The sequence below is a fragment of the Microbispora sp. H10670 genome, from assembly GCF_014161385.1.
In the GTDB taxonomy this organism is placed as follows: Bacteria; Actinomycetota; Actinomycetes; order Streptosporangiales; family Streptosporangiaceae; genus Microbispora; species Microbispora triticiradicis.
Map to the genome: position 1 here is coordinate 145,464 of NZ_JABBWW010000009.1, position 16,284 is coordinate 161,747.

Genomic DNA, 16,284 nt, shown 5'->3' on the forward strand with positions numbered 1-16,284 from the left:
CTGATCAGCTCGCGCAGGCGACGGGCGAGTCGAAGTGCCCCGGTGAGGTGGGATAGGGGGAGCCGTTGTCGTTGGCGGGGATCGCCAGCTCCCGCGCGCCGGACGCGTCGCCCGCGCTCCGGCCCGCGCCCGCGCCCCAGGCCACCTTGGCCAGGAAGTCGCGCATCGCGGGCGAGTGCTGGCGGACGATGTTGTGCCCGCCGTTGGCCGGTCCGCAGTGGGTGTAGAGGTTGAACGAGCCGTTCCAGTCGATCATCTTGTCGCCCGGGTTGGGCCCGTTCGCGGTCCGGTCGCCCTGCAGCACGTCCCGGTCCGCGCCGCCGTACTGCCAGTCGACGCCCTGGTGGTGCTGGTCGTCGGCCGCCGAGGCGTTGTCCTTGCCGGTCATCCGGAACCACAGGCACGGGTCGACGACGGTGGTCAGTTCGCCGTCGGGCATGCGGCCGGGGGCGCACTCGTCCGGATAGGAGCCGCGCGGGTTGTAGTCGAGCAGGTCGGCCCCCGCGCCGCCGAACACGTGGTCGACGAAGCGGTCGCCGGTGCCCCGGGCGGCCGGGTCGAAGGCGCCGCCGCCGAGGCAGTCGGCGGTCGCCGCGTCCAGGACGGGGTCGCAGCCCTTGCCGCCCCAGACGACGTCCGCACCGTCGTCGCCGAAGACCTCGTCGCCGCCGCTGTCGCCGTTGATCAGGTCGTCGCCCGCGCCGCCGTGCATGCTGTCACGGCCCGGCCCGCCGCGCATGCGGTCGTCGCCGCCCTTGGCGAATCCGTCGTACGGCATGGCCGCGCTCACCCAGGCGTCGCCGTCCGCGTCGTGCAGCAGGTCGGTACGGCGGTCGTAGGAGCCGGCCGGGAAGCCGTGGTAGGTCTCCTTCGGCGGCGCGTTGAGGCTGACCGTGAAGCCGAGACGTTGCGCGTCCCCGGCGTCGATGCGCTCGTCGACCACGCCGCCGCGGTCGCCGAGCATGGCGTCCTCGCCCTCGCCACCGTCCATCTCGTCGTCGCCGAGCTCGCCGAACAGGTCGTCGTCGCCCGCGCCGCCGGACAGCCGGTCGTCGCCGTCCTGGCCCCACAGTCCGTCGTCGCCCGCGTCGCCGTACAGGTGGTCGGCGCCGTAGGAGCCTTCCGGCTCGCAGGTGGCCTGGGCCTGGGTGCAGAACCGGGTGGAGTCGCCGGGCAGCGCGGGGTCGTGGGTGCGGCTGCGGGTGGCGTCGGCGGGCGCCTGGCCCGCCGCGTAGCGCTCGGTGTAGACGCGCTCGGCGTTCCCGGTCAGGGTGCGGACGAGGGAGCCGTTGTCGCCGAGCAGGACGTCGGCGCCGCCGCCGCCCTCGATCGCGTCGGCCTTGTCGGGGGCGCCCGGCTTGGCCGAGCCGCCGATGAGGTCGTCCTGGCCGGGAGCGGCGTCCTCGCCCTCCAGTTCGGCGGTCCCGCTCGCGACCCCCTTCCAGCCGGGGTCGGCGAGTGGCTCGCCGGCTGTCCGGGTCGACTCCGCCGACAGCGGGAGATCGCCGCGGATCCGGTCGGCGCCGCCGCCGCCCTCGGCGTAGTCGCCCTGGCCGCCGCCGGAGATCTGGTCGTCGCCGTCCTGCCCCCACAGCACGTCCACGCCCGAACCGCCGGAGACGCGGTCGTCCCCCGAGCCCTCGTCCAGGAGCTTCACCGCCCGTGGGGTCATCGGCGCGCCGGCCGAGCCGAGGCGGACCGTCGCCCGTGTGGGAGTGCCCGCCAGTGTCACCACCGCGTTGTCGCCCGTGACCACGTCGTCGCCGGGGCCGCCGAACAGCGCGTCGGCGGCGTCGTCCGCCGCCGCGTGCGAGCCGCCCACGATGTCGTCGTCGCCCTGGTCGCCCTCGGCCCAGTCGACGCCGGCGCCGCCCTCCGCGTAGTCGTCGCCCTCCTGGCCGCGCAGCCGGTCGGGGCCGCCCTGGCCGAAGATCGCGTCGTTGCCCGCGCCGCCGTCGGCGACGTCCGCGCCGGAGCCGCCCGCCAGCGGCTCCACCCGGTGAGTGCGCAACTGGCCGGGCCGTACGGCGACGGAGGTGGCCGCGCCGGACGTGCTCAGGACGGCGTTGTCACCGGCGATCACGTCCGGTCCGTCGCCGCCGAGCAGGGTGTCGCCCGCGTCGGGGTGCGGCCCGGAGCCGCCGCCGACGAGCTCGTCCTCACCGGCTTCGCCGAGCACCTGGTCGGCCCCGTTGCCGCCCTCCAGGTGGTCGTCGCCGGCGTCGCCGTGCACCTCATCGGCCCCGATCCCGCCGAAGGCGGTGTCGGCGTCGGCGCCACCGTGGATCACGTCGGGCCCGCCGGCCTCCTCCGGTGTGCCGTCCAGGTCGGACGGGCCGGTGGCGTCGCCGTTGTCGCCGACCAGTCGGTCGGCTCCGGCGTCGCCGTAGAGCGTGTCGCCCGCGTCGGCCCGGCCGGCCGTGCGGCTGCCGCCGACGACCAGGTCGTCGCCGAGGCCGCCGAACGCGGTGTCCTCGCCGGCCTCGCCCGCGACCACGTCGTCCTGCGCTCCGCCGTACAGGGTGTCGCCGCCGGCGCCGCCGGTCACCTCGTCGGCTCCGTCGTCGCCGTAGGCGATGTCGTCGCCCGGGCCGCCGCCGACGTCGTCGTCGCCCGCTCCGCCGTACAGGGTGTCGTCGCCCTTCTCACCGCACACGCGGTCCTGGCCGCCACCGGCCTCGACCCGGTCGGCTCCCCCGCCGGCCGAGACGGTCTCCGTGCCGGCGCCGCCGAGGACGAGGTCGCGGCCGTCGCCGTCCGCCTCGGCGTCGGTGCAGGGCTCGTCACGCACCCTGTCGCCGAAGATCGTGGCGCCGCCGTCGCCGCCCACGATGTGGTCGTCGCCGTCGCCGCCGGACAGCAGCTTGACCGAGGGCTCCACGCCCGCGGGCAGCGGCAGGTGCCGTACCTGCCGGGCGGGGCCGTACTCGTCGCGGCCCTGCGCCTCGCTTACGTCGGAGGGCTCGGCGATCACCCAGTCGTCGCCGGGGCCGCCGAAGATCTCGTCCTTGCCGTGACCGCCCGCGAGGACGTCCTCGCCGCCGCCGCCCAGGATCCGTACGGTCTCGCCGGGACGGGAACGCCCGGCGACCAGGTCGACGGCCCCGCCGCCGTACACCCTGTCGGCGCCCGCGCCGGTGTCGACGTAGTTCGGCCCCGAGTCCGCGGGTCCCGGCGCGTCGGGCCCGAACTCCTCCCGCGGTCCGGTGTAGATCTCGTCGGCGGCGGAACCACCGGTGAGGGTGTCGCCGCCGGGCCCTCCGACCAGCAGGCTCGGCTGGGCGCGGAAGCGCGGCGACGGGTCGGAGGCGGCCAGCGGGCTGTCGGAGGCGACCCCGACGGTGTCGTCTCCTCCGTTGCCGTACAGCCGGTTCTCACCGAGTCCGGCGGCGATCCGGTCGTCGCCGTCGCCCGGGGCGTCGGCCGGCGCACCGGGCGGGCCGTCGGCGTCCCAGTCGGCGACCTCCGCGTTCCCGACCTTCCGGACGGCGGGGGTCAGGCGCCCGTCACCGGCCACCCAGCCGCCCGCGCCGCCCACCGTCAGGTAGTCGTCGCCGGGACCTCCGGCGACGACGACCACCGTCTTGCCCTGCTCGTCGTACCGGTCGCCGCTGGTGATCTGGTCGTCGCCCTTGCCGCCGTCCGCCACGGTGCTGCCGGACCCGGCGAGGATCATGTCGTCGCCGTCGCCGCCGAAGGCGACGATCTTCCGGTCGAACGGGTACGGCGCGCCGGACGCGTCGGCGTACCCCTGGAAGACCAGTTTGAGGTCGCCCGTGGCGCCGCGGCCGTCGGCCAGCACCCGGTCGAGGCCCGCCGTGTGGTGCTCCTCGCGGACGCCGAGCGCGCTCACCACGAAGCCCTCGTCGCCGGGGAGCTGGCCGACGGTCCACTGCTCGGCGTCGTCGCCCGGCTTGGCGGTGCTGCCTCCCCTGGCGCCGCGCATCGGGCCGATGTGCAGCACCAGCGCTTCGCCGCTGACGGTGGCGAGCTTGGGCGGGGCCTCGTCGCATTTCGGCTTCGCCGAGAAGTCGAGCAGCGTGGCCTCGACGATCGTCCAGTCGAAGCGCTTTTTGAAGATCGAGATGCCGATCTCCACCCACGCCTTCAGGTACACCTTCAGCTTGCCGTCCATGGTGAACAGGCAGAGCGGGTTGCGCAGCAGGATCCCGGAGAACTCGTAGAACCTGAACTTGCCGTCGTTGGTCGGGTCGGCCCAGTTCATCGAGATGCCGAGGGAGATCCCTCCGCTCACTCCGGCCTTGACGAGCAGCACGTCGACCGCCGCCCCGGCCTCGAGGCGGCCGGACAGGGTGATCGCCGGCAGGGGGCGGCCCCGCTCGTCGGCGGTCCTCAGGTACAGGCTGTCGAGGACCTGGAGGTCGGCCTTGCCCTGCTCGATCGCCTTACGGATGCCGTAGGTGTCGAAGCCCGCCCTGATCCGCGCCTCCACCCCGGCGGTGCCGGAGATGACGACCATGACGGGCGGCGGCGCGTAGACCGGGCCGAAGGACTGGCTGTAGGTGAAGCCCAGACGCAGCGGCCCGGAGTCGTACTCGACCAGTTCGACGTCCCTGCCCATGATCAGACTGAAGATCGACCGGCCCGCGTTGTTCAGGACCGGGAAGGAGAAGCCGGCCTTCGAGGACTGCCCCATCGGCCCCTGCTCGGCGTCGGCCGTGGCCGTGGCCTTGTCACAGGTTCGTGCGCCCTGGTCGAGTGCCGCCAGGAGGTCCTGCGTCTCGGGGGTCGTGTCCCCGATCAGCGAGTCCGCCACGTCCGGCGAGTTCTGCGTGACAAGCGCCCTGTCGCCGGCCACCGTGAAACCGCCCAGGGGGATGTGCAGCTCGCCCCGGCAGTCGGGCAATGAGGTGACCAGCTTGGTGATCTCGACCATGCGCTCGACGAACTGCGTCGAGCTGTTCCCGCCCAGGGTGTTGAACTTCTTGGCGATCGTCATCAGGTTCACGTCGCCGCCGCCCGCCGCCCGGCTCAGGTCCGACAGCACCGGGATGGGCGCGTACAGCTGGTCGATCACCGGCCTGACCGGGTCGGTGACCCGCTTCACCTGGGTCACCACCGGGCCGAGGACGCTGCGGAAGAAGTCGCCGGCCTCCAGGTTCACGTTCGTGAAGGCGATGTGCAGGTCGGCAGGGTCGGGGCCGCCGGCCTTGGTGAGGTCCCAGTCGAGGGTGAAGTCGCCGAACAGCCCGGGGAGCATCGGCGAACCGGGCGTCACGGTGAAGCGCCAGTCGACGGCGGTCTTGGCCTTCAGCGAGGTCTCGACCAGGTCCCCGGCGTCGGCCAGCTGCCCGAGGCCGATCTTGCCGACCGGCTTGAGCCCGACGGTGAAGGTGCCGGTGAACAGGTCCGGAGACCGCGGCGTGCGGTTCTTCAGGGTGACGTCGAGGATGGCCAGCTTGGCGTTGATCTCCTCGGGCAGCGCGATGTTCACGCCGATGCCCGCCTGCGGCCGGTCGTCCTGGCCGGCGTCGATGTAGAAGCCGTTGGCCCGGTCCAGCCCGATCGTGGCCTTCACGTGCCAGCCGAGCCTGGCCCGCACGCCCTTGCCCGGGCCCTGGCGCAGCGCGAGACCGGGGATGCCGATGTTCAGCCGCCGTTCCAGGCTCGCGCAGCCCTCGACACAGCCCTGCTGGGGGTCCACGGTGCCCTTGGCGATGTCGACCGTGAATTTGACCCCGGTCAGCTCGGTGCCCTTCGCCGCGTCGCACGCCGTGGGCTCCGCCGGCTCCGGCGCCTGCACACAAGTGATCAGCGGCTGCACGCCGGGACCGACCTTGGGGGCCAGCTCGGCGTTGTACCACTCCCGCAGGTCCTTGCCGGTCGGCACCCGGCCGCCGTTCGGCAGCTTGGCGATCGCCGCCTTTATCTCCTCGCGCTTGGCGCCGACGAAGTCCGCGCCCTGCTGCAGGTCTGCGCCGACCAGGGGCAGCCTGCCGCCGTAGGAGGCCGTGCGCATGCCGGACTCCAGCGCGGTGAGGTACCGGTCGAGGCCGTCGCCCAGATTGGTCCAGTCCAGTTCCAGCCCGGCGGGCAGCGCGGAGAAGTCGAAGCTGGGGATCTCCAGCCGGTCGATGTCGCCAGGCAGCTTCGCGGTGAGGTCGAACATCTCGGCCAGCGGGGCGACCCTGGGCAGCCGCAGGATGAACGCGTGCCTGCCGTCCGCGGTGATCGGGCTGCCGTTGAGGTAGGCGGGCAGCACCGCGCACAGCGCCAGGTCTGTCTCGTCGCGCCGGGGGTCGCGGTCGCAGGTGACCGGCTCGGTCGTCTCGTTGAGCGACAGGCCGAGCCCGGCGAAGAAGTCGGCCGGCGGCACCGCCTCCTGCGGGTCGCCGTCGTACCGGAGGCTCACGCCGTACGCGAGCCTGGCCTGCAGCGGGTCGTCGCCGGCCTTGCCGACGGAGACGGGCAGCGGGCCGATGTCCGCCTTGACCGTGCCGTCCAGCCGCGCGCTCGCCTCCAGGTCGAGGCCGGAGTCGGTGTCGACGAGCAGGTCCTGGGCGAGGTCGAAGTCGCGCTTGAGCGCGACACGCAGGCCCAGCCGCACCTGCCCGGTGACGGAGGCGTCGAGCGTGCCGGAACCGGAGGCCGCGACCAGGCTACGCTCCCCGAAGGAGAAGCGCAGCGCCTCGTTCATCGCCGCCTTCTTGTCGTATGCCAGCGACAGCCGCAGCGCGCCGTCGTCGTAGGAGACGCGGACCTGGCCGCCGAGTGCCCTGTTCAGCTCGGCCACCAGCGCCTGCACGGTGTCCGGCGGGGCCGCGGTCAGCCGGTCGATCGCGTCCCTGAGCGGAGAGCGCAGCGCGTACGCGCTCCCCGGCGCGGGAGCGGCCTCGCCGAACTTCGCGGTGAAGGCCAGGGTGTGCTCGGCGCACACCGCCTCGACGGTCATCACGCGGGTGCCGATGACCACGCCGCGCCCGATGTGCGCCTGGGTGAACGTACGCGAGGGATCGGTCACGAAGCCGTGCTCGGTGCCGCAGGCGCCGTCGCCGTACCCGACGCCGGGACCCGAGCCCATCTCCTCGGCGGCGACCAGGTCGGAAATCGACCGGCCGAGGAGCGGCACCCTGGTCGTCATCGCCTTGCCGACCGGGCCGTCGCCCTGGACGTGGTCGAGGTAGCCGGCCAGCGCGCCCAGCGACTTGATCAGCGTGCCGAACAGCGCCTGGGGGTTGTCGGGGTCGAAGGCGAAGCCCTTGACCTTGCCTATCTGGTCGAAGCCGCGGAAGTTCAGCGTGTCCGGCTTGCGGACGTCCGGCATCTCCACGTCGCCGGTCACCCTGCCGCCGAAGAAGTCCGCCATGCCGGGGACGCCCAGGGTCAGCCTGGCCCGGGCGGCGGCGTCCACCTGAGAGGTCAGGACCTCGCCGGGGTTGCCCGCCAGCCGCTCGAACAGCCGTGTCAGCGGCACGTCGCCGATGTCCTTGAGCGCGACCTTCACCACGTCGCCGCCGCTCGCGCCCGTCATCGTGAGGTCTCCGGTGACCTGCACGGCCAGGTAGCCGACGACGGCGTTGACGTTGACGGCGCTCCTGACCGACACCTGCGCGCCGAACAGGTCGCGGCCGGTACGCAGCATGACGCGGTCGGCGGACCGGGGAAGCTCGGTCACCACGGTGGAGCTGCCGTCCGGGTTGACGTGCCGGTAGGGGCAGGCCTTCCGCTGCCCGTCCGGCCGGGAGGCGCACGCCTGACCGGTGACCGGGTCGCTCAGGTCGAGCACGACCGTGGCGGCGGCGTGGTAACCGCGCATGACGCCGGCGACGGCGACGTCCGCGTTGGCCTGGGCGAGGCCCGCGCGGGCCTTGAAGGTGTCGCCGAGGGTGACCTGGCCGATCATGGGGTCGGCGGCGGCGATCCGGTAGGCGGTCCCGGCCGCAGGCACCCCGCCGCGCCACCCGTCCCCGGCGAGGGTGACCGTGTCGGCGGTGTTGTCCGCCACCATGCCGCTCGCCGTGCCCGCGGTGACCGTACGGCCGGCGAGCTCACCGGGCGTCCACTTCTGGCCGGTGTGCTTGAGCGTCTTCGCGGTGTAGGCGACGCCGGCGCCCGAGCCGGTGGTGGCCTGTCCGGCCGGGTTGAGCGTCTCGGGGGTGGGGTTGACCGGGCGGTCGACGACGAGCGTGAACGCGATCTTCTTGCCGGCGTCGTCGTAGCCCGCGTCGGCGACCTTGATGATCGCGCCGCCGGGCAGGTTCCGCGCCCTGCCGAGCGCGGCGAACATGTCCTGGATCGAGGTGAAGGTGGGCTGGCCGGTGTTCCGGTCGACGTTGCCGGTGACGAACGCGTCGATGGCCTCGGAGACGCGCACCGCGTCGGCCAGGGAGCCGCGCATGAACGGCAGGTCCACATCGCCCTGGTCGCCCCAGCGGGCCCGCTGCACGGCGGTGATCGCGCCGGACAGGTGCGTCAGCCCGTCGAGCAGGTCCTTCGGCGTGAGTGCCTGGAAGCGGCCCAGCCGGTCCAGGTCGGGCCGGCTCACGCTCACCTGCGGCCCGCCCGTCGCGAGGTCGGGCCAGCTCACGCCGACGGTCGCGGTCGCGCCCTCGACCTGGGCGCCGGCGAACGGCTTCGCGGTGACGTGCAGCGCGGCGGTCGCCGAGCCCTTCCTGGTGAAGGCGAAAAGCCCGGACGCCGCTCCGTCCGCTCCCAGCTCGTCCTGGCTCAGCCTGCCGTCGCCGTCGGGGTCCGCGACGGAGGAGGCGAACGCCGAGGTGAAGGAGAGCGAGGAGGCGGTGGACAGGTCGACGCCGAGGATGCCGAATGCGGCCGAGGGCGTGGCCCCGGCCGTGAGCCGCCCGTCGGCCTGCACCGTCACCGCGACGTCCCTGCCGAGCCAGGCGGCCTTGGTGGCGGGATCATAGGCGAAGGGCAGCTTCGCCACCAGCTTCAGGGTGACGTCCACTCCCCCGGAGGTCGTCAGCGAGACCTTGGGCTGGGCGCTGCTGACGGAGATCGGCCGGTCGGCGACCGTCCTGGTCACCTCCAGGGTCAGGTCGAGGCGCCTGACCCCGCCCTGGGTGCTCGCCTTGGCCAGCAGCCGCCCGGCGCGCGGGCCGGACAGCGGGTACTCGTCCTCCAGATCCTCCAGGCTCGTGAGCCCCCTGAGCTGGTCGTACACCGCCACGTCGAACAGGTCGCCCAGGCCGAGTCCGTCCTCCGCGCCGGGGACGAGCCCGACGAGGGGCAACTGCTCGTTCATCGGGCCTACCGCGCCCAGGCCCCTGCCGAGAACGGCGAAGCGCTCGACGACCGACAGCAGGGCCGAGGTCTCCGCGTCGGGCTGCGCGGCCGCGGTGGCGGCCTGCGGCACGGCTGTGACCAAGCCCGCCAGCACTCCCAACGCACACAGGATGCCGACCAATCGCCGCCGTACCACGGGGACCCCCAGGACTTACAGGTGATGTTCCGCGGCCCTGTCTAGCGATGAGGTCTAAAGAACCGGTTGTGGACTCTTGCGGGATCCATCGGGCCGGGCGCCGTGGCTTCGCCGCGCCTTAAGGGAGCCACAAGACAGTCTTGCCATCGTCAAGATTGATCGCCCCGAGCGACCCCCGTCGGGGCGGGCCCTCCGACCCCACCAAGGAGTCACGATGTCTCTCCACCACGACGAGACCGTCCTCGAACCCGGCCTGTCCACCAACCACAACGAGACCGTCCTCGAACCCGGCCTGTCCACCAACCACAACGAGACGGTGCTGGCCTGACAACGCCCGACCGGCTCCGGCGAGTAGCCGGGAGCGGGAGCGGGCCTGCCCGTCGAGCCTCCGCCAGGGCACTCGTGACAGCGGAAGGATGAATGGTGGAGCGGACGCCGTCCCAGGGATTGCTTCCACGTCTGCCCGGTCATGTATGGCTCATCCTCTGCGGCGACGCCGTGTCCGCGATCGGAGCCGGCCTCACCCTCCCCTTCCTCCTCGTCTACCTGCATGACGTGCGGGGCATCGAGCTCGGCTCGGCCGGGCTCGTCCTCTCGGCGATCGCGATCGCCGGACTGGTCGGAACCCCTGTAGGCGGGCTGCTCGCGGATCTTCTCGGTCCGCGGCGGCCCGCCGCGGCGGGCCTCGTCCTCGCCGCGGCCGGAACCGCCGGGATGATCGGCGTACGGAGCGCATGGGAGGGCGCCCTGTGGGCCGCGCTCTACGGGTTCGGTGTCGCGCTGGCCGAGCCGTGTTTCCAGTCGCTGCTGAGCACCTCGGTTCGCCCGGGCCGCCGCTCGCAGGTGTTCGCGGTGCGGCATGCCCTGCTGAACGTCGGGCTCAGCGCCGGCAGCCTGCTCGCCGCCTTCCTGGTGGACCTCTCCTCCGCGCAGACCTTCGTCACGATATACGTGGTCGACGCGGGCACCTTCCTCACGTTCGCCGTGCTGATCGCCGGAACACCGGGCCGTGGTCGCGCCGCTCCCGGACCCGGCGCTCGCCAGGACCGGAGCGTCCGCGCGCGCGATTCCCCGACGGGCGGCGCCGGCGGCGGATACCGGGCGATACTCGCCGACCGGCTGCTGCTGCGGATCTGCGTGCTGGTCGCCGTGGTCTTCGTCTGCGGCTACGGCCAGTACTACAGCGCCTATCCGGTCTTCGCGATCCGAAGCGGTGGCCTCGACGCCGCCGCGCTGCAGCTCACCTTCCTGGCCAACACCTGCACGGTCGTTCTCACCCAGCTGTTCGTCCTGCGCCTCGTGACCGGCCGTCGCCGCACCCGCGCGTTCGCCCTGTCGGCCGCGCTCATGGCCCTCGCCTGGCTCACCGTGGTGGGCGCCGCGCATCTCGGCGGCGGCCCGGCCGCCGTCGCGGTGTTCATGGCCGCGATGGTCCTGTTCGCCGCCGGTGAGACGCTCATGGCCCCGAGCGTCCCTGCGATCGTGAACGACCTGGCGTCCGACCACAACCGTGGCAGGTACAACGGGGCCTACAGCTTCGCGCAGACGCTGGGCTACATCGTCGGGCCGGCGGTGGCCGGCGGGATGGTCGGCTCCGGGCGCGGATCCCTGCTCTTCCTGGTCCTGGCCCTGGCGCTCGGCCTCGTGGCCCTGCAGGCGACCAGGCTCGACCGCCTCCTCGCCCCCGCGGCGAACGTCATCGGCACCGCCCCGGATGCCGAGCCGTACGACACCGGCGGCGACACCGCGCCGGAGGCCCTGCTGTCGACGGCCGGGCGGTACCGCCGGCTCGGACGGCTGGACGAAGCCGAACGCGCCCTGGAACGGGCCGTTGAGATCACCCGAGACAGCGAACCGTCCCAGGACGCCCATCTGCGCGCACTCGACGCCCTCGCCGAACTGCTCCGCTTTCGGGGAAGGTACCGGCGATCGGACGAGATCCTGCGGAGCGCGCTCAGCCTCGCCGAGGAGACGCCGGGAGCGGGCTCCCTCGCGGTCGCGCGGATCTGCAACAGCCTGGGCGTGCTCCACAAGTACACGGGACGGTTCGAGGAGTCCGAGTCCTTCTATTCACGGGCTCTCGCGATACTCGAAGCAGACCTTGGCGATGAGCACCCGTTCACGGCCACCCTCTACCACAATCTCGGCGGGCTGAACCATGCCCGCGGGACCCACGCTCAGGGGGAGCCGTTCGCCCGCCGCTCCGTGGAGATCCGGCGGCGCACCCACGGTCCCGCGGACCCGGAACTGGCCGCCGACAAGGCCGCGCTGGCGGCGATCGTCCACGCGCTCGGCGACCTCGACGAGGCCGAGCGCCTGCTGGTGGAGGCACTCGCCGTGTTCGAGACGCGGCTGGGCCAGGACGACTACGAAGTGGCCTCCTGCCTGAACAACCTCGCCTCGATCCACTATTCGCGAGGCGGGTTCGAGGCGGCCGAGGCAGGCTTTCGCAAGGTCCTCGCGATCAAGGAAGGGTGCCTGGGCCCGGCCCATCCGGAGCTCGCGGTCGCGCTCAACAATCTCGCGATGACCCTCTGGAAACGCGGTCGGCCAGAGGCCGCCGTACCGGTGTTCGAGCGTGCGATCGTCTTGCTGAACACCGAGGTCGACCGGGACCAGCCGGTCAGGCTGGCCTGCCTCCGCAATCTCCAGACGTGCCGGAGCTCCATGTGAGAGCCGCGTCGACGACGTCCGCCTTTAGGAGTTCTTGTGATCGATCCGCGGTTCCCCCTCGCCAGCTGGTTCCTGATCGTCGCCGGAACCGGCTTTCTCGCCGTCTACGCTCTTCCGCTCCTGCTGGTCCCGCTGCGCTGGGCGCGCTGGTTCCGATGGGAGTCCGCCTCGACCCCCACGGACCTCACCGTGTACTTCGGGCGCTGTCTGGGAGCCGTCGCGGTGGCCGTCACGTGGGTCGCGCTCGCCGCGGCGCCCGACCCCGAGCACCACCTGATCGTGTTCGACCTCATCGCGGTCGCCTGCGCTCTCCAGACGCTCATCCATGTGGACGGTGCGGTGCGCAGGATCCAACCCTGGACCGAGACTCTCGAGATCGGCCTGTACGCCCTCCTCTGCGGTGCCGCCGTGGCGATTCGCGTCCTGCTGCCGGCCTGAGCCGGGGGGATCGACCACCCGCCGGATCTGGGCGGCCTTCGCAGGGTGCCGCGCGCCTTCTCGACACGCGCCTTCGCGACGCGGACGCACGAGCCGTTCACAGCACCAGATACACCCTCCGCGCTTGCGCATCGGTGGTCACCAGGACCCGGAGCGGTTCGTCGAAGATGTCTTCCGGAAGGTCGTACAGGGCCAGTTTCGAGCCGGGGTCGCGCGGGTCCTCGATCTCGGCGACGAGGGGCATCCCCACCTCCGCGATGTAGCGCTCCCAGCCAAAGGACTCGATCGCGCATCGGCGTGTCTCCGGGTCGTCCTCCGCCCTGATCGCCTCCGGCGTCGGATCCGTGATGACCCACTCGGGCACCGGGGTGCCGTGCCACGCGTGGAGCGCGTACCCGTCCGGCCAGGACAGGGCGGGACCGGTCGCGGAGTGAAGCCGCTCCAGCTCGTCCCTGAGAAGGACCTCGGGCCGGTCGGACAGGATGACGCCGTCCCTCGACGGGATCCACCAGCCGACGCGGCGGGTGACGTCGGAGAGCGCCTCGAGGCCTTCGTCCGGTCGCCCCTGCGCGATCCGGAAGGCACAGGTGTAGAGCGCCATCCGGTACGCGTCCCGCCAGACGTCCTGCACCCCGCCCAGATGACCGCCCAGCAGGGACGGAAGCTGATCACTGAGCCGGCTCAGGACATGACCGCGCAGCCGCACCCCGAACCGGTTCCACAGGCGTTCCCTGATCCGGGAGCCGATCTGCGACCTGAGCTCGTCCCACAGCTCGGGTCCGAGCGCGTCGTGAAGCCGGCTCACCAGCCGGTCCTCCAGCTCTCTCCACGGGTTGCTCTCGTACCGGCGCCGCAGTTCACGGCGGAGTCTGAGCGCGAGCTCGGGCGAGAACGCGTCCGTCGGCCCCGGCCGGTCGGGACCGTCCCCGACGCAGGCGCGCAGGCACCCGGCCGGAGAGTCGGCCCACACGACGCTGCGCGGCGGCTCCAGCCGCATGGCGGTGTACGCCTCCCGCACGGCCCGCTCCGCCGCGCTCCGGTCGGCCGGTCGCGTGGAAAGGGCGCTTTCCGCCCACTCGTCGCGGACCTCGGCGACAAGGGCCTCGTGTTCCACGGTGAAGACGCCTGTGAACGGTGACACCTGAGCATCCATCCGATCTCCAATGAGGGCGGGATCCAGCGCTCCACGTCGGTGCCGCGCAGCTGCGGAAACCCCGCCAACGCGCGGACCCACGGTCGCCCGGGACTCTGGTGAGACGCTCAGCCGCCCCTGCCCCGGCCCTTGAGGAAACCCGATCCGGGCACGGGCGTACGGCACCGGCGCCGCCCGGCCGGGGCCTCGTCCGGGAACTCTCCCGCGTACGCCGGGACCAGCCGCCTGTCGCTCACGCGGGCCGGGGAGACGACATCGGGTGGCGACGATATCCGTAGCATATGGGGGGTGAGTGCCCCGGCCGGCAAGCAGCCATATCATCACGGCGACCTGCGTCGTGTGCTGATGGACGTCACCCTCGAGGCGATCGCCGAGGACGGGCTGGGCGAGCTCAGTCTCCGCGAGCTGGCTCGACGGGCGAACGTCTCCCACGCCGCTCCCTCCCACCACTTCCGGAGCCGGGCCGGGCTGCTGACCGCGATCGCCGCCGAGGGCTACAACCTGCTGGCCGACCAGCTTGAGCGTGTGCGAGGCGACGACCTGACCGAGCGGGCCGTCGCCTACCTGAGGTTCGCGACCACGCACCCCGCGCACTTCGCGGTGATGCGGGCGCCCGAACTGTGCATCGATCGGGACCCCGAGCTCCTCGTGGCCCGGGAACGGGCCGGGGAGCAACTGCTCCGGCCGGCTGACCGCACGGCCGCGCTCGCCGCCTGGGCGCTGGCACACGGTCTCGCCAACCTCCTGCTGGAGGGAAACGTGCACCCGGACCCGGGGGGCGACGTCGAGTCCCTTGCCCGCACCCTGCTCCACCATCTCACCTGACACCGGCCTCGCGGGCGACGCCGGCGAACGGCAGGCGCCCGGCCGGGTCAGCGGACGGCCCGCAGGGCGTTCACGATGCCGTAGCCGTAGAAGCCGTTGCGGGATCGGCCCCCCTCACAGAGGTGTGTGTCGGTGACGGTGGTGCCGTTGGGCAGGTGCCGCGTGTAGGTGTAGGCGGCGGGGGTGGGGCAGCCCTTCCTGGTGGCGGTCGTCTTCAGCATCGCCTCCACGACGTCGGGGTTGAGCGTCTTGCCGCCGTGCTTCCGGTCCTGGTGACCGTACTCGCTGACGATCAGCGCCGCCACGCCGGCCGCGCGCGGCGACGCCATCGAGGTGCCCTGGTCGTACTGGTAGTAGGCGCAGACGGCGCCGTCGCAGTCACGGACGACGCGGGCGACGTTGGGTGTGCCGTCCGGGTTCAGCTCGCCGCGTGCCACCGCGAGCGCCTTCGGGTAGGCCGCCAGCGTCGCCCGCGTCGTGTCACGCGTGTTGTCCGGCGTGTCGTAGGTGTCCCCGCCGGGGGCGGCCAGGTCGGTGGAGCCGTCGCCGTAGTTGGAGCCGAACGACTTGCGCTCGCTGACGCCGGTCGCGGACACCCTGATCACGTGGTTGCCCTCGACCGGCATGATGTCGCAGTCCGGCGTGATCGTACGTGAGTGAGGCTTCTCGCCCGGCACTCTGACGAAGTTGGGGCTCGAACTGTCGACGTAGTCCTTGGTGAGGTCGACGGCCTGGTTGCCGATGGCCGTGATCAGAGTCACGCCCCTGGCGTGGGCGTAGTCGAGCGCCCGCTGCATGGCACTGCGGATCGTGGTCTGCTCCAGACGCTCCTCCGGGGAGTCGGACGGGTTGCCGGTGCAGTTGGACAGCCAGGGGTCGGTGTAGAAGCTCATGTTGGCGACATCGACCCCGATGTCAGCCGCATAGGTCAGCGCGTCGACGCTCGGCTGGAGGAAGAAGTAGCCGGCGTCCGAGCCGACCCTCAGGTTCACGATCGAGACCTTGGGCGCCACGCCCGCGATGCCGAGCCCGTTGATCGGTGCGGCCAGCGCGGACGCCACGTGCGTCCCGTGGCCGTCCTCGTCCACGTCCGCCGGGTCCTCGCACGAACGGTCCGGCTCCTCCTCACAGGGGCCGTCGACCTCCTCGCCGTCGGCGTCGACCGGGATGTCCACGGTGAAATTACGGCTCAGCTCCCGGTTGAAGTTCGGCGCGATGTCGGGATGGGAGCCGTCCACGCCGGTGTCGAGGATGGCGACCAGCACCTCGGGGTCTCCCTGCTCGTACTTGTACGAGCCGTCGATGGTGGCACCGATCTGCTTCATGTCCCACTGCAGTTCCGACAGCGGCTCGGCTTGAGGAGCCGGCTTGCGCCGCTTGGCGGCGGAGGGCGCGCCGCGCTCCGCCGTCCCCGGCCCCTCGAACGCCTCGGCCCCGAGGGCCTTGGGCACCGCCGCGTCGCTCATGGGCGCGTTTTCGGGCACGCCGCCGACGGACCGGTTGCGGGCGACACCCTCGATCAGGGCACTGCCCCCCAACAGGCTCGTGAAGCCGGGGTCGGTCGTGCTGACGGTGGCCAGCCCGACGGTGCCGTTCTCCTTCAGGATCCTGCCGCCCGCGGCCTGGATGGCACCCCTGGCGTCGGCGGCGTTCACCCCCTCCTTGTAGAGGACCACGTATTCGGTTTCCCGGCCGGCTTCCGCGACCGGCTGCCCGGCCTTCGCGGCGGCCGCCGACGACGCCGTTACCAGGAAGGTGAACGCGATGACGACAGCGCGCTTCACATATACCT

General features: G+C 72.4%; 7 protein-coding genes. 3 read left to right on the plus strand and 4 right to left on the minus strand.

Translation table 11 applies throughout. The features are described from left to right. Positions 1–4: 4 nt before the first annotated feature. Complete coding sequence (locus tag HHX33_RS15720; RefSeq protein WP_310741400.1) at positions 5–9,361, minus strand: calcium-binding protein; 9,357 nt, start codon at positions 9,359–9,361, stop codon at positions 5–7. 540 nt (positions 9,362–9,901) lie between these two features. Between HHX33_RS15720 and HHX33_RS15725 the strand changes: the two genes are divergently transcribed. Together HHX33_RS15725 and HHX33_RS15730 are read left to right on the plus strand one after the other, a co-directional pair. After that, positions 9,902–12,076, plus strand: coding sequence for an MFS transporter (locus HHX33_RS15725; RefSeq protein ID WP_182875251.1), 2,175 nt, complete (start codon positions 9,902–9,904; stop codon positions 12,074–12,076). Between the two features lie 36 nt (positions 12,077–12,112). Beyond that, positions 12,113–12,514, plus strand: coding sequence for a hypothetical protein (locus tag HHX33_RS15730; RefSeq protein ID WP_182875252.1), 402 nt, complete (start codon positions 12,113–12,115; stop codon positions 12,512–12,514). A gap of 97 nt (positions 12,515–12,611) precedes the next feature. On the opposite strand, the gene HHX33_RS15735 is transcribed toward HHX33_RS15730, so the two are convergent. Both HHX33_RS15735 and HHX33_RS36080 read right to left on the minus strand, forming a co-directional pair. Further along, positions 12,612–13,655, minus strand: coding sequence for a DUF6745 domain-containing protein (locus tag HHX33_RS15735; RefSeq protein ID WP_182875253.1), 1,044 nt, complete (start codon positions 13,653–13,655; stop codon positions 12,612–12,614). Positions 13,656–13,774: 119 nt separating this feature from the next. Beyond that, positions 13,775–13,903, minus strand: coding sequence for a hypothetical protein (locus HHX33_RS36080; RefSeq protein ID WP_259402509.1), 129 nt, complete (start codon positions 13,901–13,903; stop codon positions 13,775–13,777). Between the two features lie 52 nt (positions 13,904–13,955). Here HHX33_RS36080 and HHX33_RS15740 point away from each other — a divergent pair, with 52 nt between their 5' ends. Then, entirely contained in the window at positions 13,956–14,492 is a 537-nt protein-coding gene (locus tag HHX33_RS15740) for a helix-turn-helix domain-containing protein (protein ID WP_310740412.1), read from the plus strand. A 47-nt stretch (positions 14,493–14,539) separates the two neighbouring features. On the opposite strand, the gene HHX33_RS15745 is transcribed toward HHX33_RS15740, so the two are convergent. Beyond that, entirely contained in the window at positions 14,540–16,276 is a 1,737-nt protein-coding gene (locus HHX33_RS15745) for a S8 family serine peptidase (protein WP_182875254.1), read from the minus strand. Between the last annotated feature and the right edge of the window lie 8 nt (positions 16,277–16,284).